This window comes from Alkalicoccobacillus plakortidis (assembly GCF_023703085.1).
GTDB lineage: Bacteria > Bacillota > Bacilli > Bacillales > Bacillaceae_D > Alkalicoccobacillus > Alkalicoccobacillus plakortidis.
The window spans coordinates 1,015,174-1,034,336 of record NZ_JAMQJY010000001.1; the positions used below are offsets into that span (position 1 = coordinate 1,015,174).

Annotated in this window: 19 protein-coding genes, 10 tRNA genes, 4 pseudogenes and 1 riboswitch; of the genes and pseudogenes, 10 read left to right on the top strand and 23 right to left on the bottom strand. The window is 40.3% G+C overall.

Annotation, left to right across the window (positions count from 1 at the left end; translation table 11 throughout):
• Positions 1–1,104: a glycine cleavage system aminomethyltransferase GcvT gene (gene gcvT / locus NDM98_RS05505; protein ID WP_251605185.1), complete on the bottom strand. Its 1,104-nt coding sequence runs from the start codon at positions 1,102–1,104 to the stop codon at positions 1–3.
• A 164-nt stretch (positions 1,105–1,268) separates the two neighbouring features.
• A riboswitch (glycine riboswitch) is annotated at positions 1,269–1,359 on the bottom strand.
• A gap of 154 nt (positions 1,360–1,513) precedes the next feature.
• Between gcvT and NDM98_RS05510 the strand changes: the two genes are divergently transcribed.
• Both NDM98_RS05510 and NDM98_RS05515 read left to right on the top strand, forming a co-directional pair.
• Positions 1,514–3,184, top strand: coding sequence for a DEAD/DEAH box helicase (locus NDM98_RS05510; RefSeq protein ID WP_251605186.1), 1,671 nt, complete (start codon positions 1,514–1,516; stop codon positions 3,182–3,184).
• Positions 3,162–3,980: a YqhG family protein gene (locus NDM98_RS05515; protein WP_251605187.1), complete on the top strand. Its 819-nt coding sequence runs from the start codon at positions 3,162–3,164 to the stop codon at positions 3,978–3,980. Before NDM98_RS05510 ends, NDM98_RS05515 begins: the two co-directional genes overlap by 23 nt.
• A gap of 34 nt (positions 3,981–4,014) precedes the next feature.
• Here NDM98_RS05515 and NDM98_RS05520 read toward each other — a convergent pair whose 3' ends face one another.
• Positions 4,015–4,206, bottom strand: a complete 192-nt coding sequence (locus NDM98_RS05520; protein ID WP_251605189.1) for a DUF2759 family protein — start codon at positions 4,204–4,206, stop codon at positions 4,015–4,017.
• A 115-nt stretch (positions 4,207–4,321) separates the two neighbouring features.
• Between NDM98_RS05520 and NDM98_RS05525 the strand changes: the two are divergent.
• Positions 4,322–4,956: pseudogene (locus tag NDM98_RS05525) on the top strand (MBL fold metallo-hydrolase).
• A 42-nt stretch (positions 4,957–4,998) separates the two neighbouring features.
• On the opposite strand, the gene NDM98_RS05530 reads toward NDM98_RS05525, so the two are convergent.
• The 7 genes from NDM98_RS05530 to comGC all read right to left on the bottom strand — a co-directional run bounded on the left by NDM98_RS05530 (position 4,999) and on the right by comGC (position 7,464).
• Positions 4,999–5,244, bottom strand: coding sequence for a DUF2626 domain-containing protein (locus NDM98_RS05530; protein ID WP_251605190.1), 246 nt, complete (start codon positions 5,242–5,244; stop codon positions 4,999–5,001).
• Positions 5,245–5,391: 147 nt separating this feature from the next.
• Positions 5,392–5,574, bottom strand: a complete 183-nt coding sequence (locus tag NDM98_RS05535) for a YqzE family protein (RefSeq protein ID WP_251605192.1) — start codon at positions 5,572–5,574, stop codon at positions 5,392–5,394.
• Between the two features lie 57 nt (positions 5,575–5,631).
• Positions 5,632–6,003, bottom strand: a complete 372-nt coding sequence (comGG, locus tag NDM98_RS05540; RefSeq protein ID WP_251605193.1) for a competence type IV pilus minor pilin ComGG — start codon at positions 6,001–6,003, stop codon at positions 5,632–5,634.
• The gene (gene comGF, locus NDM98_RS05545; protein ID WP_251605194.1) at positions 6,000–6,437 is read right to left on the bottom strand and encodes a competence type IV pilus minor pilin ComGF; all 438 of its coding nucleotides are present in this window, start codon (positions 6,435–6,437) and stop codon (positions 6,000–6,002) included. The genes comGG and comGF overlap by 4 nt, the downstream gene beginning before the upstream one ends.
• Positions 6,424–6,741 (bottom strand): competence type IV pilus minor pilin ComGE, encoded by a 318-nt coding sequence (comGE, locus tag NDM98_RS05550; protein ID WP_308807736.1) that lies wholly within the window; start codon positions 6,739–6,741, stop codon positions 6,424–6,426. The genes comGF and comGE overlap by 14 nt, the downstream gene beginning before the upstream one ends.
• Complete coding sequence (gene comGD, locus NDM98_RS24570) at positions 6,728–7,159, bottom strand: competence type IV pilus minor pilin ComGD (protein ID WP_373370357.1); 432 nt, start codon at positions 7,157–7,159, stop codon at positions 6,728–6,730. Before comGD ends, comGE begins: the two co-directional genes overlap by 14 nt.
• The gene (gene comGC / locus NDM98_RS05555) at positions 7,156–7,464 is read right to left on the bottom strand and encodes a competence type IV pilus major pilin ComGC (protein WP_285803882.1); all 309 of its coding nucleotides are present in this window, start codon (positions 7,462–7,464) and stop codon (positions 7,156–7,158) included. Before comGC ends, comGD begins: the two co-directional genes overlap by 4 nt.
• Positions 7,465–7,705: 241 nt before the next feature.
• Here comGC and NDM98_RS05560 point away from each other — a divergent pair.
• Positions 7,706–9,161: pseudogene (locus NDM98_RS05560) on the top strand (carbon starvation CstA family protein).
• A 136-nt stretch (positions 9,162–9,297) separates the two neighbouring features.
• On the opposite strand, the gene NDM98_RS05565 reads toward NDM98_RS05560, so the two are convergent.
• From NDM98_RS05565 to comGA, 11 genes are all read right to left on the bottom strand, one after another.
• Positions 9,298–9,379 (bottom strand) — tRNA-Leu (locus NDM98_RS05565).
• Positions 9,380–9,397: 18 nt separating this feature from the next.
• Positions 9,398–9,488: transfer RNA gene (locus NDM98_RS05570), tRNA-Ser, on the bottom strand.
• Positions 9,489–9,530: 42 nt separating this feature from the next.
• Positions 9,531–9,604 (bottom strand) — tRNA-Ile (locus NDM98_RS05575).
• A gap of 11 nt (positions 9,605–9,615) precedes the next feature.
• A tRNA-Gly gene (locus NDM98_RS05580) sits at positions 9,616–9,686 on the bottom strand.
• 51 nt (positions 9,687–9,737) lie between these two features.
• Positions 9,738–9,809, bottom strand: a tRNA-Gly gene (locus NDM98_RS05585).
• A 4-nt stretch (positions 9,810–9,813) separates the two neighbouring features.
• Positions 9,814–9,889: transfer RNA gene (locus NDM98_RS05590), tRNA-Gln, on the bottom strand.
• A gap of 17 nt (positions 9,890–9,906) precedes the next feature.
• Positions 9,907–9,980: transfer RNA gene (locus NDM98_RS05595), tRNA-Met, on the bottom strand.
• 22 nt (positions 9,981–10,002) lie between these two features.
• Positions 10,003–10,095, bottom strand: a tRNA-Ser gene (locus tag NDM98_RS05600).
• 18 nt (positions 10,096–10,113) lie between these two features.
• Positions 10,114–10,186, bottom strand: a tRNA-Ala gene (locus NDM98_RS05605).
• Positions 10,187–10,337: 151 nt separating this feature from the next.
• Positions 10,338–11,384, bottom strand: a complete 1,047-nt coding sequence (gene comGB, locus NDM98_RS05610; RefSeq protein ID WP_251605196.1) for a competence type IV pilus assembly protein ComGB — start codon at positions 11,382–11,384, stop codon at positions 10,338–10,340.
• Positions 11,375–12,376, bottom strand: coding sequence for a competence type IV pilus ATPase ComGA (gene comGA / locus NDM98_RS05615; protein ID WP_251605198.1), 1,002 nt, complete (start codon positions 12,374–12,376; stop codon positions 11,375–11,377). Before comGA ends, comGB begins: the two co-directional genes overlap by 10 nt.
• A 111-nt stretch (positions 12,377–12,487) precedes the next feature.
• Here comGA and NDM98_RS05620 point away from each other — a divergent pair.
• A tRNA-Gln gene (locus NDM98_RS05620) sits at positions 12,488–12,557 on the top strand.
• Positions 12,558–12,595: 38 nt separating this feature from the next.
• Here the strand turns inward: NDM98_RS05620 and hlpB are convergent.
• Positions 12,596–12,880, bottom strand: coding sequence for an HNH nuclease-like protein HlpB (hlpB, locus tag NDM98_RS05625; protein WP_251605200.1), 285 nt, complete (start codon positions 12,878–12,880; stop codon positions 12,596–12,598).
• Between the two features lie 126 nt (positions 12,881–13,006).
• Here hlpB and NDM98_RS05630 point away from each other — a divergent pair, with 126 nt between their 5' ends.
• The 4 genes from NDM98_RS05630 to NDM98_RS23890 are packed head-to-tail and all read left to right on the top strand — an operon-like array spanning position 13,007 to position 15,992.
• Complete coding sequence (locus NDM98_RS05630) at positions 13,007–14,818, top strand: ATP-dependent helicase (RefSeq protein WP_251605201.1); 1,812 nt, start codon at positions 13,007–13,009, stop codon at positions 14,816–14,818.
• Positions 14,808–15,350, top strand: coding sequence for a 3'-5' exonuclease (locus NDM98_RS05635; protein ID WP_251605202.1), 543 nt, complete (start codon positions 14,808–14,810; stop codon positions 15,348–15,350). The genes NDM98_RS05630 and NDM98_RS05635 overlap by 11 nt, the downstream gene beginning before the upstream one ends.
• Positions 15,347–15,769: an HD domain-containing protein gene (locus tag NDM98_RS05640; protein WP_307728685.1), complete on the top strand. Its 423-nt coding sequence runs from the start codon at positions 15,347–15,349 to the stop codon at positions 15,767–15,769. The genes NDM98_RS05635 and NDM98_RS05640 overlap by 4 nt, the downstream gene beginning before the upstream one ends.
• On the top strand, positions 15,714–15,992 hold the full coding sequence (locus tag NDM98_RS23890; RefSeq protein WP_307728686.1) for an HD domain-containing protein: 279 nt from the start codon (positions 15,714–15,716) through the stop codon (positions 15,990–15,992). Before NDM98_RS05640 ends, NDM98_RS23890 begins: the two co-directional genes overlap by 56 nt.
• 46 nt (positions 15,993–16,038) lie before the next feature.
• Here the strand turns inward: NDM98_RS23890 and NDM98_RS05645 are convergent.
• Both NDM98_RS05645 and NDM98_RS05650 read right to left on the bottom strand, forming a co-directional pair.
• A pseudogene (locus NDM98_RS05645) lies at positions 16,039–17,182 on the bottom strand (glycerate kinase).
• A gap of 23 nt (positions 17,183–17,205) precedes the next feature.
• The gene (locus NDM98_RS05650) at positions 17,206–17,871 is read right to left on the bottom strand and encodes a GntR family transcriptional regulator (protein WP_251605203.1); all 666 of its coding nucleotides are present in this window, start codon (positions 17,869–17,871) and stop codon (positions 17,206–17,208) included.
• Between the two features lie 202 nt (positions 17,872–18,073).
• On the opposite strand from NDM98_RS05650, the pseudogene NDM98_RS05655 reads away from it, so the two are divergent.
• A pseudogene (locus NDM98_RS05655) lies at positions 18,074–19,134 on the top strand (tartrate dehydrogenase).
• The last annotated feature ends 29 nt before the right edge of the window (positions 19,135–19,163 follow it).

The following is a 19,163-nucleotide window of genomic DNA, read 5'->3' on the forward strand; positions in this document are numbered from 1 at the left end:
CTATGAACGTGGTCGTTTGTAAAATGGAGTGGCTACTACAATAGCTGCAATACGTTTTTTACGGACTTGAACTTCTACTTTTGTTCCAAGTTCTGTATGGTTTATATCAAGTAAGGCAAGTCCAACATTTTTCTTCAACGTTGGTGATTGCGTTCCGGTTGTTACAAAGCCAATCGACTCTCCGTCTACAAACACTTCATAACCCGCACGTGGAATACCCTTATCTAGCATTTCAATTCCAACAAGCTTACGAGAGAGCCCCTCTTCCTTCTGCCGCTTAAGAGCATCTTGTCCAATGAACGGATCCTCTTTGTTCACCTTCACAGCAAATCCAATACCTGCTTCAAGTGGTGAAATGTCTTTTGTAAGCTCTTGTCCGTATAATGCTAGCTTTGCTTCAAAGCGCAATGTATCGCGCGCACCAAGTCCAGTAGGAACAAGTCCATCTTCCGCACCTTCTGTAAGAAGCTGACCCCATAATGACGGTGCATCCGCTGATTTCACATAAAGCTCAAAGCCATCTTCCCCTGTATAACCTGTTCGGGAAACTAACGCTTTTACTCCTGCCACTGTACTATTATCTTTAAAACGAAATGGACGGATGTCTGCAAGATCCTCATCTGTTAGTTTCTGAAGAATGTTTTCTGCAAGTGGCCCTTGAATCGCCAATAGTGCTGTGTCATCTGAAATATTGTTCATAGAGACTGATTCCGGCTTATACTGAACCATCCAATCCCAATCTTTTTCTATGTTGGACGCATTAACAACAACCAAATATTGTTCATCTGCTTTTCTGTAGACTAGCAAATCATCTACTGTACCACCATTTTCATAACACATCGCCGTGTAAATCGCCTGACCATCAACAAGCTTCGAGAGATCATTTGTTAGAAGCTTCTGCAAAAAAGCCAGTGATCCAACTCCTTCAACTTCAAACTCACCCATATGTGATACATCAAATAAACCGGCTTGAGTACGCACAGCCTCGTGTTCAGCTTTGATACTACTAAACTGAACAGGTAAATCCCAGCCTCCAAAGTCAATCGTTTTTGCATTGTGTTCCTGATACAACTCAAATAAAGGTGTTCGTTTTAAGTCAGCCATGCTTCTCCTCCTGATGAACGAATAGTTTGAACTATTAAACAAAAAAAGACAGACTGATACACGCAAATGGTGTATCACCCTGTCCTTGAACCAGAAAGTTTCACTCGGGCTTTTGCCGAATTGTCTTCGTGGGTGGCTTGCATAGCAAGCTCTCTCCAGAGTTGCGTCACGTAAAAGTCTTTTTGCCTGAGAGATTCACATCACTGCTTGCTCCTTCGGCGCCGGGCAGTGCCCGATCTCTCCCTTTACCTTCATCCGCAAAAGATTGTATTATGTTTTGTGAAAATTGGTACATACTAGTAATAGATGTTGATACTCTTTACACTGTATATCCTATCAATAGTCCAAGTAAGGCGCAACTATATTTTCAAAGTTACTTTAAATTTTCAGGCAAAGGAGACGACAAATCGTGACTGTTCCTATACATTTTGACGATTCATGGCGCACAGAATTTCTTCAACGACTTGATTCAGATGGTCAATGGGCAAGCTTGGAAAATTATTGTTTAGCCTATGAAGCCCATCAACACCAAAAAGTTTCTGATTTCCATGGCTTGTTGGCTCCTGCCCACTTACCACAGCTTGAACCTTTTCCACATCAATTAGAAGTAGCAAAAACGGTCATTGAAGAAATGAACGGAAAAGCCATATTAGCTGATGAAGTTGGTCTAGGTAAAACCATTGAAGCTGGTTTGATTCTCAAAGAATATATGATTCGTGGTCTAGCAAAAAAAATCTTAATCCTAGTTCCTGCTTCCCTTGTTTCACAGTGGGCGGTTGAACTAAATAGCAAATTCTATATCCCTGCTATTCCGCAAAAGAAATCGTATGTATGGGAACAGTGTGATGTCGTTGTAGCTTCGATTGATACTGCTAAACGTCAGCCACACCGTGACCTTGTCCTTGCACAATCATATGATCTCGTTGTCATTGATGAAGCACACAAGCTTAAAAATCCAAACACAAAAAACTATGAATTCATTCGTAGCTTAAAAAAGAAGTTCTGTTTGCTCCTAACAGCGACACCTGTACAAAATAAACTAGAGGAAATCTTTAATCTTGTTTCTCTATTAAAACCAGGACATCTAGGTGACCTAACAAGCTTCGAAAAAGAATTCCGTTCTAATGGTCGCTCACCACGTAATGACGAAAAACTTCGTGCACTTGTTAACAAAGTGATGGTGCGAAACCGCCGTGAAGAGACGGGTATTAAGTGGACAAAACGTATTGTGGAAACGGTACCGATCACGTTTAGTCAGCAGGAACGAGCGCTATATGATGCGATCTCTGAACTTGGAACAAATCACTTTGCACTACTTACACTAAAACGAGAGATTTGCTCAAGCCGAGAAGCGACTTTTATGACTTTAAAAAATATCATTGAAAAAGCCGAAGCCGAAGGGCGAGACAATCAAGAGGCCATAGCTCTACTTGAACAAGCAGCCAAGGTAGAACATCACGCCAAGGCTGAAAAAGCATTAGAATTAATCAAAGGCATTGACGGGAAAGTCATTATCTTCACTGAATACCGGGCCACACAATTGTATCTACAATGGTTTCTTAAACAAAATGGAATTACGTCGGTTCCTTTTCGTGGAGGGTTTAAGCGGGGTAAAAAAGACTGGATGCGTGAGTTATTCAAAAATCACGCGCAGGTACTAATTGCAACAGAAGCTGGTGGCGAAGGAATTAACCTTCAATTCTGCAGTCACATTATCAACTACGATCTTCCTTGGAATCCAATGAGAATTGAACAACGGATCGGTCGAATCCACCGACTTGGTCAATTAAAAGATGTTCATATTTATAATTTTGCAGTTCAAGATACAGTAGAACAAAAAATTCTCGAGTTACTTTATGATAAAATCAATCTTTTTGAGAAGGTCATAGGACAACTAGACGAGATTCTGACACGTATCCACCTACCGAATGTAGACGAGTATGTAAAAGACGTGATTCTTCATTCAGACTCGGATGGCGAAGTGAAACTAAAGCTATCTCATCTTGCAAATATTATGAATGATGCGGCCCAAGCAGATTCCGAAGAGGAGGATTATAATGAATCAATCCGAAGTTCGTAACTATGTGGAGAGGTACTTTTCAGCAAATGACTGCCCTACTGTGGAAAGAAAACCAAATTATATGACCGTACAATTATCTGTTGAAATGGATAAATTATTAATGAATCGTCCTTTCTATTGGCATTATTTAGAGAAGACTGGTGGCATACCTAATCCATTGACAATGACGTTGATAACGGATCATCAAACAAACAATGATCTAAAAGGGGAATATATACACTTTGGTTCGCCACGGCTTCATCAACTATTTCAATCGACTACGTCTCTAGGTTCGTATATCCGTATGTATGAGAATGTGACTGTTCATTCAGGACAGTCCATTCCTTTACAGCCTTGGATTAATATAAATGCAAAGGTGTCCTTTCAATGTGACCGAAAAAAAGATGTTCTTTTATCATTAGGACTAAACCTGATACACGGTCAAATCGTTAGTGATTTTCATTTAAAAATGATGCAAACACCACTTACGCCAAAGTTACCTGACTACTGTTTTACACTTGCTTCACTCATTAAGCCAGCTAGTGGGTTAATTAGGCTACAAAAGATGGTCCAGACATTTGCAAACAATGAACCTGATGATTGGGCAATACGAGCAAGAGAACGATGGAAGCAGGATCTGGAACTATTGGAGAGCTTTTATGAAGAATACGAGGAAAAACCTGAAAGCTATGAGCTGGAGAAGCAAGCACTCAAAGAACAATATGAACCGCGAATTGAAGTGGAGATCATTAATGGCGGGCTTTTCTTTTTACAAAAACAAGTTTTCACCGAAACAAATGGACATCCCGCTCACTAGTAGCGTGGATGTCCATTTCATTTGATTCTACATATTAGTGTGTAGTAACAGGGGCTCCTTCACCGGTTGTTATGAGTGAATACAACGTCATAACGGAGAAGAATCCAAAGACGACAACAGTAACAAACGAAAAGCCTACTGCAAATAAGTTCATTCGTTTCATTTCACGAATGCCACCAATGACAGCAAGAATGGTGATGATTAAAAATACAATAGCCAGAAACAAAAGAATCCCTCCTTCTACTCTACTTTTTTACGTACAAATAAAGTGAATGTTTTGATCGAGCCTCTAAAAAAGGATATGATACTCATACAATATCATTTTTATAAGGAGGATCAACATGGCTTGGACACAGATTCCGCTTGGACCGATCCAAACAAATGCATATGTTCTTACAAATTCAGAAGGTGACGCACTAATTTTTGATCCAGGTGGTGACGCAGATACACTCATTCATTGGTTAAACGAAAACCAACTAAAACCACTGGCGATTTTACTGACACATGCCCACTTTGACCATATTGGCGCAGTAGACGATGTACGGGATGCTTTTTCCTTACCAGTCTATCTACACAAGGAAGAAGAAAACTGGTTAGGTGATCCAGAGCTGAATCGCTCCACTGCATTTCTTGGGCGGACAAAGGTAACAGCAAAGCCAGCAGAGCATATTCTCACAAAGGAACAACCGTTACAGATCGGCTCATTCACATGTGATGTGCTTGAAACACCTGGACATTCACCTGGTAGTGTCTCCTTCTACTTTAAAGAAGAAGACATTGTCTTTTCAGGAGATGCCCTTTTTTTGGAAGTGTTGGACGCACTGATTTGCCAGGTGGAAACCACCAACAACTCATCGCAAGCATCAACTCAAAATTAATGGAATTACCCGAGGAAACGATTGTGGCATGTGGCCACGGTCCAACAACAACAATCTCAGCTGAAATGGATTCAAATCCTTTTCTAAATGCCTTGTAGTTTCATCATCAAAACCGGTTATGCTCTTGAGCTGACCGGTTTTTAGTGTCCACCAAAGCTTGGTACAAGTACAAACGTTGAATAATACGTAAATCCGACAAAAAAGATGGTTAGATACGCGCCAAATATGTAGATATACACTCGCTCAGATAAATACAAATAACTTAAAGCAAGCAGGATTGCTGTTTGTGCGAAGAAAAGCAAAGCCATTTCGTACATATCTCCAGCAAAAAACAATACAGCAAATATCCCTGTCCAAAAAGCGAGCACACGATACATCCGTTCCATATGCTGTGCCTCCTTCATTAATGTATGCGATTTCTAATGATTGCTCTTATATTATATACCCTAATTTTCCTGTTTGTAAATGCTTTCGCCGCTTCTGATATGCATTAATGGAAGCGGCGTCATTAATCCATCCATTTTTAAGACGATTTACTGTTTATTTCGTTTGAAAAACCAACCGATTGCCATTGGCACAACACCAAATGCCCGAAACGATAATGTGCCTTTGTCAGATTTCCTCCGCTTCCGTTCTTCTTTTCTGATGGTTGTCGGTTTATCCATTTGAATCACAGCTTGCTGCGTAATAAATTTGACTAAATCTTGTAACGACATATTCAACACTTCCCTGCACTCTTTTCCTCTAAGTGTGCCCAATCCCTCATGATTAAATCAATTCATATCCTGAAAGTAAATCATTGAGTCAGTATTAAGATTGTAATGAATAATTGACCATCTTTTGTGATGAGGACCAACTTTTGAATGTAACTCCACTCGAACAACCTCATCAGTTTGTTTCCTTGTCGTAAAGGTAATAGATCCAACTTCATAATGTCGCTCTTCTATTCCTTCACTCTTTTCAGATTGCTTTATATAATCGATAATTCCCATTTGGACTAAATTGTCTAGTTGCAGTAACTTTTCTTGCTCAAGCACAAATCGTTTTTCAACTTCATACAGCTGTATGGTGTACAGACAGGATAATGTTAGTATAGCCACTATAATTAAGGTTAATGGATAGGCAAAGCCATGCTGATTTCTCATGATAAATCAGCCACTTTGCTGAACATACTACTCATTGAACGTTGAGCCGATAATCCATTTTGCAAAACAGTGTCACAGCTTAATCGGCTCTCCTCCACTGAACAAGAGAAGGATTGAACAGAATGAAGCATCGGTACATATCCCCTACCTTGTACAAAACGTCGAATGGAACCTGAGATTATTTCGTAGCGTACCTCTTCATTATTAATCATTAGTGTTACCTTATTCTTATCCACAACCATATCTCCTGATTCACGAACATCAACAGATAACTGATTTAGGAACACATTCAATTCAAGACTTGATTCATATCCAGAAAACGGAGACCACATGATGGTCTTAAATGCTAATGGAACAAGGCTGACGATTAGCATCGTGATACTGAACGCAATTAGTGCTTCTAGAAGCGTATAACCGCGTTTATTTTTTAGCATAAAGACAACTTTTTTGATTTTTCAAACTCGCTCCTTTCCAGTTTAGACAAAATTGTGTGGAGTTATCAGGTAGTTCTGTTCTCTCCAAGTTATACAACGAGTGATTCAATTCCTGAAGGTTGCCCGTGTGAATATAATCGAGAACATAATCTTCAAGAATAAGCAGTGCCTCTTGCTGCTGCTTAATCACAACTCGTTCCTGTTGGACTTTTATATACACAGGCAGGATAAACATAGCTAACACCGATAGAAGAAATAAGGACAGCATAACCTCTATTAATGTAAAGCCGTTATATTTCTGAATAGCGAATTCTCCCCTTCCCTAAGTGGAGAACATAAATAAACTCCCTTTTGTGAGTGCGTAAGAGAATCGTGCCTGCATATCTCGGATTCCCATTCCGATTAAATGAGACATAATTGCCCGTTAGTGAAATGGGTGTAATCAACATATCGGCTGTGGAGAACTGTCTTTCAAGATATTTAGAGCCATTCAAAAGCCTAATGTGATAAGAACTTGAGGTGCTCCTCAAACTAACCGATTCTCCTCTTGCCATAGCTGTATGTTGGGCTAACAAATAATCTTCTTTAAGTTGCCAAGATACGTAATTTGCTTCATGATGTTCACGGAAGTTTGAGAAGGTTAATATCGGAAGTAGGGTTAAGACAGAGAGGAGTGATAAAGTGATCAGTGTTTCGATCAATGTGTAGCCATTTTCGTTCATGAGGATCGTTCAAAAACAAGATCATCCAATTCTAACGTCTCTCCATTTGGGCAAGTTGCTGTATCGGCATACCCGGCTTCCACTAAATCTGAGACAGAAGTAGGTGCATTACCTTCTTCCATTTCGTAAACGGACACTTGGCCCAGAAGAAGTTTCTTTGTAGCATCGCAGCCTTTTTCACCTGCGACTTCGTTGTTTTTTGTCATATTGGGGATCGCAATTAACAGAAGTATCGAAATGATCATAAGTACAACAAGCATTTCGACGAGGGTAAACCCTTTTTGAGAACGTAGGTATCTTTTCAATGGAATCCGCTCCTTTAGATTAGAAGGGATTTGTGGCTACAAAGAGGAAAAGCTGAGGGAATGAAAAAAATTGATCTAGCCTCCTTTTTTAGGGAATAAGCTAATATTAGACATTAACCATCAACATTCCTGCCTAAGAAAAAAAATACAAAATATTTTTTTGGTTATTATCATGTCTTTTTCACTTAAAATAACTTAAACTTAATGTAAGCGCATTCATAAATAAAGGAGGAATGGAATTATGATTACATTTTTATGTGGCATTATTCTTTTAATTATTGGTTATTTTACGTATGGAAAGGTGGTTGAACGCATTTTTGGTGTGAAAGAAGAAAGACCAACACCAGCTTATGTAAATGCAGATAGCGTTGATTATGTACCAATGAGTACACCTAAAAATTCGCTCATTCAGCTTTTAAATATCGCCGGTACAGGACCTATTTTCGGTCCAATAATGGGCGCACTTTATGGTCCAGTTGCATTCATTTGGATTGTAGTAGGTTGTATCTTTGCAGGTGCTGTTCATGATTACTTAACAGGTATGATCTCCATTCGAAACAAAGGTGCACACTTGCCTGAATTAGCTAGTAAGTTTTTAGGTAAAGCAATGAAACATGTTGTCAATGCTTTTGCTATTTTATTATTATTATTAGTTGGTACAGTTTTTGTTTCAACTCCAAGCTAGTTTGCTTCATCTCTTAATGAATGGTCGAATTGCTCTAGGTATACTAATTGCCGTCATATTCATCTATTACATCCTTGCAACCTTGTTACCTGTTGATAAAATCATTGGTCGAGTATATCCATACTTTGGCGCACTACTGGTTGTAAGTACGCTAGGAATTGGCATCGGCATGATTGTAACAGGAGCACCTATTCCAAATATATCTTTAACAAATTTCCACCCAGAGAATTTACCAATTATGCCACTTATTTTCTTTACGATTACATGTGGTGCACTATCTGGGTTTCACGCAACTCAAACACCTATCATCTCTAGGACAACAAAAAATGAAAAACAGGGTCGTAAGATCTTTTACGGCATGATGATTGCAGAAGGCATTATCGCAATGATATGGGCTGCTGCAGCTATGAGTTTGGTAAATGGTTACGGTGGATTAAATGAGATGCTTGCAGCAGGAGGTCCAGGGGCCATTGTGACCGAAGTCTCAACGGTTATGCTTGGCGCAATTGGCGGCACAATTGCTGTTCTTGGTGTGGTTGTTCTTCCTATTACTTCTGGCGATACGGCATTTAGAAGCGCCCGGATGATCATCGCTGAATACTTCAATATTTCTCAGAAAAAAATATCCAAGCGATTTTTAATTGCTTTCCCTCTATTTGCGATCTCTGTTATGTTAACACAAATAGACTTTAATATATTGTGGAGGTATTTCAGTTGGGCTAATCAAGCGACAGCGGTCATAGCACTCTTTGTCGGGGCAATGTATTTATATATCGCTAAGAAAAATTACTGGATTTCATTAATCCCTGGAAGTTTTATGCTTGTTATGGTTATCACCTATATTCTAAATGCTCAGATAGGATTTAGAATGCCTATGACAGCATCTTGGATTGGTGGATTAATTGGAGCAATTCTTCTAATTGCACTCTTTTTCAAAGCGGGTAATAAAGCTAGAGCTCGTAACATTCCGCTTGAAATAGATGTTTCTTACTGGAAAAAAGATTCTGCGTAAAAAGTTGTTATTTATAAGATGACAGATTAAGTAATAAAAGGCGGAGTGATTTCCATTCCGTCTTTTTTGTGCGCTTCAACAGATAATAAAAAAACATGACCTTATCTACTGATAAAATCATGTCTCTGTGTTGTGATGCGGGTGAAGGGACTTGAACCCCCACGTCATAAGACACTAGATCCTAAATCTAGCGCGTCTGCCAATTCCGCCACACCCGCATATTAAATTATTCAAAATGGCGGAGAAGGAGGGATTTGAACCCTCGCGCCGCTTACACGACCTACACCCTTAGCAGGGGCGCCCCTTCAGCCACTTGGGTACTTCTCCAAGAATCAAAAAGCATAGCTCTTATCTTTTTGAAGAGTATGATGGGCCTGAGTGGACTCGAACCACCGACCTCACGCTTATCAGGCGTGCGCTCTAACCAGCTGAGCTACAGGCCCATACTCTATAAAGCGGGTGATGAGAATCGAACTCACATCATCAGCTTGGAAGGCTGAGGTTTTACCACTAAACTACACCCGCATATGAACTTCTTTGTTACGATATTTTGCTCTTTTGAGAAAGAAAAGCAAAAGCGGAAGACGAGATTCGAACTCGCGACCCCCACCTTGGCAAGGTGATGTTCTACCACTGAACTACTTCCGCAAAATGGCTGGGCTACCTGGGATCGAACCAGGGGAATGACGGAATCAAAATCCGTTGCCTTACCGCTTGGCTATAGCCCAACAATAAAAAAAGGTAATTGCGGGGGGAGGATTTGAACCTCCGACCTTCGGGTTATGAGCCCGACGAGCTACCAGACTGCTCCACCCCGCGTCGTTATAAAGTTAAATAAAAATGGAGGAGGAAGAGGGATTCGAACCCCCGCGCGGTTTGACCCGCCTGTCGGTTTTCAAGACCGATCCCTTCAGCCAGACTTGGGTATTCCTCCGAGTAAAAAAGTATTAAGTGGAGCCTAGCGGGATCGAACCGCTGACCTCCTGCGTGCAAGGCAGGCGCTCTCCAAGCTGAGCTAAGGCCCCTCGAGTTGTTACTGTGTTGCTATGTATCTTGCCGTCTTCCGAATAACTATCGGCGACGTTTAATAATATAACATAGGTTCTTAAAATTAAGCAAGCCTTTTTCGAAAAAAAGTTTTTGAAGGAGAAAAAATCTTTTTTCCTCCTCCTTATATTACCTTAAAGCCCCTATCATTTCAAACATCGGAAGCATGACGGATAAAAAAACAACGAAGATAAACCCACCCATGCCAATAAAAAATACAGGCTGCAAAAGTGCCAAACATTTTTTTAAGGATTCCTCTAAATCTGCAAATAAAATCTGACTGTAATTTTGCAAATCTGAAGCCATATACCCCGTACGATTGCCATTCTCTACAACAAAGGATAAATCTTTAGAAAAATAAGCACGGTTTAAAAGCATCTGATCAAGCGATTCCCCTTGTTGCAACTCAGCTTTCATTAAAACTGCTTCATGCTGAAAAAAGGGAAGATGAGTTTGCTGCTCAAATACTGACAAGGCGTTTTGTATCGACATACCTCCCTCAAGCAATCTACCTAACTGCAGCGAAAAATAATACGTAAGAATGCGGCGAGTAAAACCGGAGAGAATCCTATTTTTTAGTAACTTATTTATTTTCACATGCGCTGAAAGAGGTTTTATTTTTGTTCGATAGTAGATATATAAACCAATTATGATCACCAACAAAACGAGGACTAACAAAGGAAGGTTTTCTAAAAAACCGAAGAAAAACGCTGTTAATACTGGAGGATTACTATCCATTGACACAAATAGCTTTTGAAAATGCGGCACGATAAATTGTTGCACGATAACTAAGACCATGATTCCTGCCAAGCCTAATACGAGCGGATACCTTAATAGCTTATGAATTTGAACTTTTGTCTTTTCTCTGCCCTCAAACACAATACCTGCTTGGATTAATCCCTCAGCTACTTCTCCTTGCTCCTCATAAAAATAAATGAATGACAGAATATCTGCGGGTAGCTCTAAATGCAAAAAGGCTTCATGAATGCGCACTCCGTTTTGTAAATCTAATTGCACATTTTTTAATTGCTCTTGAGCTTGTTCATTTACATGCAGTGCGATAAATGAAAGAGCCGCCTCCATGGAATATCCCTGTTTAAGTAATTGACCAATTCGAATCAATCGTTTCGCTAGCTCTAGTTTATTCGTTTTTTTACGGAATAAGATCAGGTCCACTCCTCCATTCTTTTGACCATTGTCTCTGAAATAAAACCAAGAGCCCACGCTTTTTTAGCCGATCGTGTTAATTGGTAATAGACTGGGCGTGTACTAGTCAAAATAGCCGAAGTTAATAGAGGACCTTCTAGATATTCATAAATAGCGCTTTGTTGGTCCAAATACGTTTTTACCAATCGTTGCGCCACTATCATTTTACACACCTCGGCAAATTCCACTTTTGAAAGCCCATATTCTTGAAAACGCAAGATCGCTTGAAATGCATCTGTAGTATGGATGCTTGCTAGAACTAAGTGCCCTGTTAATGCAGCTCGAATCGCCAATGCTGCAGTTTGTTTATCTCGAATTTCACCAACAAGGATCACATCTGGATCATGTCGTAAGATTGCACGAAGACCGGTTTCAAACGTAAGTCCTGCTCGGTGGTTCACTTCTAATTGCACAATAGATTCTAATGAGCGCTCAACTGGATCCTCAATAGTAATAAGTGACCTCGTTTGCTCTTGGATAATTTCTTCTGCCATTGCGTATAAGGTGGTTGTTTTACCTGAGCTTGTAGGACCACAAACTAAAATAAGCCCGTTACGAAGCTGTGTTACTTCTTGTAGTTTAGTGGATTGAGTTTGAATAAGGGGTAAGTCTTGTAGAGTTTGGAGTTTTTTTTGAGGTAATAAGCGAATTGCTAAACTTTCCATGTTAAGCGTTGGTAACGTAGATAGCCTGAGAGAATATAGACCTTCCTGAGATTGGATGGTCATTGCCATACTTTGTGGTTTACGACGTTCGCCAATATCCATTCCAGACATGTACTTAAAGTGACTTATCATTCGCTCGGCCAAATGGTGAGTCATACGTCTCTGTTCTTCCATCTCACCATGAATTCGATAATAGACAAAACAGTAGTCTTTTTGAGGAATAAAATGAATGTCTGTACCTTGCTTGTTGATCGCATCTTCTATTAAACGTGAACTTTCTTTGTCAATCTCGTACAATCATTCACCTTCCTTCTGTTTGTGCATTAACGAGTAAGATTCGACGTTTTTCTGTCTTTCCCTGCACATGCATAAAAAAAATTCACAGCACATACTTAATTTAGTGATCATTGGGCTATAGCCAAGTGGTAAGGCAGCGGACTTTGACTTCGTTAGCGTTGGTTCGAATCCACTAGCCCAGTAACAAATAGACGAGCGCTCAATCCTATGAGTGCTCGTCTATTTTGATTTTCTCGTTTTAGGAATGGTTTTTGATGGCTGTTTTCGAATCCATTTTAAAAACCGTCGCACCGCTTCGTCCTCTTGTAGTTGCTTAATACTTGAAAGTCTAATGGCAAGCTCTGAATTACTATATAAAGCATGGATTTGCTTATGACACGGCATACATAACATCGCTGTATCAAGATGCGCGCCACCCTTTTGCCTAGGTGTTAAATGATGAACCGTTCTCTCAACATCCTCACGTAAACAAAGCTCACACCTACCCTCGTTCATTTTTGCCATCACGGTCTCCTTTCAACAAAAGATTTTGTTTACTGTCTAAATAACTTCCCTTTTTCACTATAAATTTGCTACGATTAATAGTATCTTTTTTAGAGATCGATTGATTGTCGCAAAGGATGTTTTGATATGCAAACAGCGTTTTATCAACATAAATTAACGAATCTTATGACCACTGACCGCAGTGAGTGGCAGCGTATTTATCAAGCCTGCAAGCGTGGAGAAGTCACCTGTGCGCACTGTCAGGAGCCTGTACGTATGCATATGAGTATAAATAAGGCGCCTTACTTTGACCACCCAAAGTCCTTATTTGATTGTGCCAAACAAGTTCAGAAACTTGAGCAGACACGCGTTAATAAAGATCAACCCAAAACCGAAGCGGTTGGTACAAATGTGGGTGGATTTATTTTACCCAAAGGGCGCTCCATTGAGTCCACGTCCTCAACAGAACCTGTATTATCCTGGAAGGACCCTGAACATATACGTGCCTTTCCCGATTTCACGAAGTCTGCGCCTCCTAGTAAAGATCATTCAGATTCATACAGGATCGTACTTGAACAATCTGGTGTCATCCTCGATTCCGCTCAGTGGCAGGCTGTTATTAAAACGGAAGGTCCACTTCAACTAGTTGCAGGAGCTGGCAGTGGGAAAACACGTGTATTAACAAGTCGTGCGGCCTACATGCTTAATCATGTGGGTATTCCTCCCGAGCAAATGATCCTTGTGACCTTTACAGCAAAAGCTGCACGTGAGATGAAAGAACGAATGCAGATCTATCCAGGTATTAATAAACCAACCTTACGAAAATTAATGATTGGAACGTTCCATAGTATTTTTTACAAAATGTTAATTCATCATGAGCCTGAAAAATGGGATAGTCGTTACCTACTTAAGGAGTGGCAGCGATCTCAGATCATAAAAGAAGCAGGTCGCGAAATGGGTTTGGAAGAGAAAGAATTTGCATTTGATCAAGCTCTGACACAAATTAGCTTGTGGAAAAACCACTTAGTGAGTCCCGAGCAAGTAAAACCTGCTGATGTTTGGGAAGAGCGTTGTTCCTATTTATACAGCCGTTATGAAGAAACAAGGAAAAATCGTTCTGCATTTGACTTTGATGACATGTTAACAGGCTGCTATGACTTGTTAGTACATAACGACACGTTACTTAAACGATATCAAACTCGTTTTTCATATGTCTCAGTTGATGAATTTCAAGATATAAATAAAATTCAATTTAAACTCATTCAGCTTTTGTGTGAACCTCAGCGTAATCTATGTGTGGTTGGAGATGATGACCAATCGATTTATGCGTTCCGTGGAAGTGATCCTGAGTATCTACGTTCCTTCAGCTCCTTATATCCAGAAGGACAAACAATTATTTTAGACCAGAACTATCGATCTACTCATCCTATTGTTTCCCTTGCGAATAATGTCGTTACCAGTAACAAGAAGCGGATGAGTAAGCAGCTGGAGGCTCAGACTACTTCAGATACAGTTCCGTTCCTCTTTTTCCCATATGATGAAGAAGAGGAAGCTACAATGATTGTTACGGATATTAAAGAACGAATCGAACAAGGGGCTAGCCCCTCAGAATTCGCCATTTTGTATCGAACAAATGTCCACTCGATGGCTTTGTTTGAGCGTCTAATCCAATCAAGCATTCCATTTGTCGTAGAACAAGATGGTGAGTCCTTTTACAAGAGAAAAGTAGTCAAGAAGGCTTTAGCTTACCTACGAATTTCTCAGCACCCTGACGACACTGACGCGATGTCTGATCTTATTGGTGCGTTATTTTTAAAACAAGAAAGACTAACGGAAATCAAACGACTTAGTATTATGCAAGATTGCTCATTGCTTGATGCGCTTAAACACCTTGATGGACTTAAACCATTCCAAGCTAAAAAAGATGGAGGACCTGCAAGCTCAATGTTTGGATATTAGCAAAGCTACTCCTGAGGCAGCATTAACTCTTATTGAAAAAGAGCTTGGCTTTAAAGACTACCTGAAGAAACAAGGAAACGAAGGAAATAAAATGGACAAAGGTAGCGATGATCTCGCCAGACTTAAGGTATCGGCACGACAACATAACACCATTCACTCTTTTCTACAGCATGTGGATCATATGATTGCTAAACAAGAGGAACAACGCCAGCAGCCGGCAAGTTCAGATGCCGTTCAACTGATGACGATCCATCGCTCCAAAGGACTTGAATTCAATACCGTCTATATTTTAGGAGCTGTTGAAGGCTCGATGCCACATGATTATGCACTTGAAGCCTGGCGCGATGGTGACGATCAACCGCTTGAAGAGGAACGACGACTCATGTATGTAGCTATGACCCGTGCTGAAGAACATCTCGCTGTTTCTGTACCAATGATGTATAGAGGTAAACGAGCTCAACGATCACGTTTCGTTCGTGAAATGAGCAGACGGACTGCCCCACTAAACCGAACAGAGGTGAAAAACAGATGAATCAATTGGCCTTACCACTAACGGAGGAATGGGTGCAGATTCAATTGGCTGGTGATACCACAGGACACGATTGGTACCATATTAAACGAGTCACAACATTAGCTCAGCATCTCTCTTTGGATACAGATGCAAATTCGACTGTTGTTATTCTCGCTAGTCTCCTACATGATCTAGCGGATGATAAAGTGGTCGCAAACGAGGCATCTGGACTTGTTTCTATTACTAATTGGCTAAATAAACTTGACGTTACAGCATCTGATATCGATCATATCTTGCTCATTATCACTACCATGTCTTTTAAAGCAGGCACCGGAAAGCCTATGCAGACCTTAGAAGGACAAATTGTACAAGATGCGGATCGGCTTGGATGCCCTAGGTGCGATAGGCATTGCAAGAACGTTTACTTACTCAGGTCATAAACAACAGTCCATGTATGATCCAGAGCTCTCTATCCGTGAAAATATGAGCGTTGAGGAATACCGTCATGGCAAATCAAGTGCCATTCACCATTTTTACGAAAAACTGCTTAAGCTACCGGATCAAATGAATACGGTACAAGGCAGAAAATTAGCAGATGAACGAGCTACATATATGAAAACCTTTCTTGAGCAATTTTATTCTGAATGGTCTTTTGAAGGTTAAAAAAGAGCCGGAACCCTTTGTAAAAAGGAATTCCGGCTCTTTTTGATTAGTTATTTCCAAGCTTCCAGGTCATCGCAATATTTCGCGATAGTTCTTCAAGGTAAACTAAACCATTTGTCATGGCGTCCTCAAGTGGTATCGCTCCTGGTACAAGTGAATATGCAGCATCTATCCCATGTTTGTAGATCACTTGATGTTCTTTACCAAGCTGTCCTGCAACCGCAATAGTTGGTACTCCAAGCCTTCTTCGCTGCTTTAGCTACACCAATTGGCGTTTTACCGAAAATCGATTGATGATCAAGTCTTCCCTCTCCTGTTATCACAAGATCGGCTCCCGTTACTTTCGCTTCGAAATTTGTCAGCTCAAGTACCAATGTTATACCTGAAGCTAATCTCGGATTAAGGAAGGCTAATAATCCCGCACCTAGCCCTCCAGCTGCTCCTGCACCAGGTGTATCTCGAATCTCAATTCCAAGCTGTCTCTCCACAACTGCTGCATAATGTGTAAGACCACTTTCTAGTTTCTCTCTAATTTCAAGAGTTGTTGCTCCTTTTTGTGGTCCATAAATAGCAGTCGCTCCATTTTCACCAAGCAATGGATTGTCAACATCAGTTGCCACTTCAATGGATACTCCTGCTAGAAGCGGGTTCAATCCATCAGTTTGAATAGTAGTTAACGTATGTAAAGACCCTCCCCCGAAGGATATCTCCTGATTAGCAGAATCAAGTAGTTTTACACCTAAGGCTTGTGCCATACCTGCACCACCGTCGTTAGTAGAGCTTCCTCCTAATCCAAGAATAATCCTTTTTGCTCCCTCTTGAAGGGCATTTGCGATTAACTCGCCTGTTCCATATGTAGTGGTGATAAGTGGATTACGCTGATCTAATGGCACGTGATGAAGACCTGATGCTGAAGCCATTTCAATGACAGCAACGCCATCTTCCTTTGACAATGCATAGACAGCCTCCACCTGATTTCCAAGTGGGCCAGTTACCGTTACATGTTTCAGCTTTCCTTGCAGTGCATCAGCTAATGATTCAACAGTGCCTTCTCCACCATCCGCCATGGGGATTTTGAGATACTCAGCATCCGGGAAAATCTGCTTAAATCCATTTTCAATTGCTGTTGCAGCCTCCATAGCTGAAAAACTTTCTTTAAATGAATCTGGAGCAATGACAATTTTTCTCATGATAAACATCCTCTCGAATACTACTAAGTCTGACTTAATAACATTAACAAATGATCTAAATCACTCTGCAAATGCCTAAACATCGCATCAGCTGCTTTTTGTTTATCCTGTGCCTTTATGTACTTAAATACTTCTTGATGCTGTTCTAAAATTACTTTAGCTCGATTTAACCCAGTCAAATTATACACTCTAAATAAATAGATTAGAGAGTGAAGATCATCGATTTGTTTTTGCAGACGAGAATTCTCACAATATGTAACTAGCTTTAAATGAAATGTTTCATTTAAATTAATTAAATCCTCTGCCGTGTTTTCCTTTTGAATCGCAACAGCGGTTTCCTGAAGTAATTGTTCTAGCTCACCTATCTGTTGATCATTTGCACGTTCTGTTGTTAAAGCGACGGCAAACGGTTCAAGTGCCTGTCTGCATTGATAGATTTCTCTAACATCTTTATGAGTGGGTTGGTAGACCCGGACCTTGGATTTATCATCAACAATTAACAAACCCTCACGCTCTAGTACACGTATTGCTTCTCTAACTGGACTTTTACTTACATTAAACGACTTAGCCAGCTGTGTTTCATTAATCCGGTCACCTGGTTTGAATTCACCTGAGAAAATCATCTGCTTAATTGAATGATAAAATTGTTCATAATAAGGAATTGGTTTCTGTATAGAATGGTCTGGCAACTGTATCAATTCCCTCCTAAAATAAAATGTAAGATAACGCTTTCTTGAAAATTGCTAGGATATCATGTACTCTATAATTGCACCAAATGTTTACCATTCAATCATACCTAAACAAAGAAACATGTACAAGAATCTGACCAAATGATTTACTATTAAGTTAAACAGTCGACTGTCGACTAATATTTAAAAGGAGTGAATGAGCATGAAAAATTTAAAAATAGCCTCTATTCCTGGGGATGGCGTTGGACGTGAGGTAGTACCTGCTGGCGAGCAAATCCTACATACAATCGCCGATCTCCATGGTGGTTTAGCATTTGAATTTACCCAGTTCCCTTGGAGCTGCAACTATTATCTTGAGCATGGTTCAATGATGCCAGAAGATGGACTCGATCAGCTTAAACCATTTGATGCAATCTTTTTAGGGGCAGTTGGTGACCTTAATCTTGTTCCTGATCACGTCTCATTGTGGGGGCTTTTAATAAAAATCCGAAGAGAATTTGAACAATCGATTAATATGCGTCCGGCAAAACGATTAAAAGGGGTAACCTCTCCTTTAGCCAACCCCAAAGACTTTGATTTGTTAGTTGTCAGAGAGAATAGCGAGGGTGAATATAGCTCTATTGGTGGAAAAATTCATCAGGGTGAAGATGAAGTAGCGATTCAAAACGCTGTTTTCTCTCGTAAAGCGACCGAACGTGCCATGCGCTTTGCATTTGAATTAGCAGGGAAACGCCGCCAACACGTCACAAGCGCAACTAAATCAAATGGCATTGTGTACTCCATGCCATTCTGGGATGATGTTTTTAAAGAGGTTTCAAAGGATTATCCTTCCATCCAAACAGACTCCAGCATATTGATGCGCTAGCTGCTTTTTTTGTTACACAACCAGAACGGTTTGATGTGATTGTAGCCAGTAACTTATTTGGTGACATTTTAACAGATGTTGGCGCTGCTATTATGGGAAGCATCGGTATAGCTCAAGCTGCAAATATTAATGTAAATGGTAAGTACCCTTCCATGTTTGAGCCCGTGCATGGTTCAGCCCCAGATATCGTTGGTAAGGGACTAGCCAACCCAATTGGTCAGATTTGGACTGCGAAAATGATGCTTGATCATTTTGGGGAGGTAGAGCTTGGAGCTAAATTATTAGATGTAATTGAGGAAACGACAACTGCCGGAATGATGACTCCAGATATAGGTGGTCATCATTCAACTATAGAGGTCACAAATGAGATTGTTCGTCGATTAAAGTCTCTAACATAACAAAAAGCCATTCGCTTATTTGAGGCGAA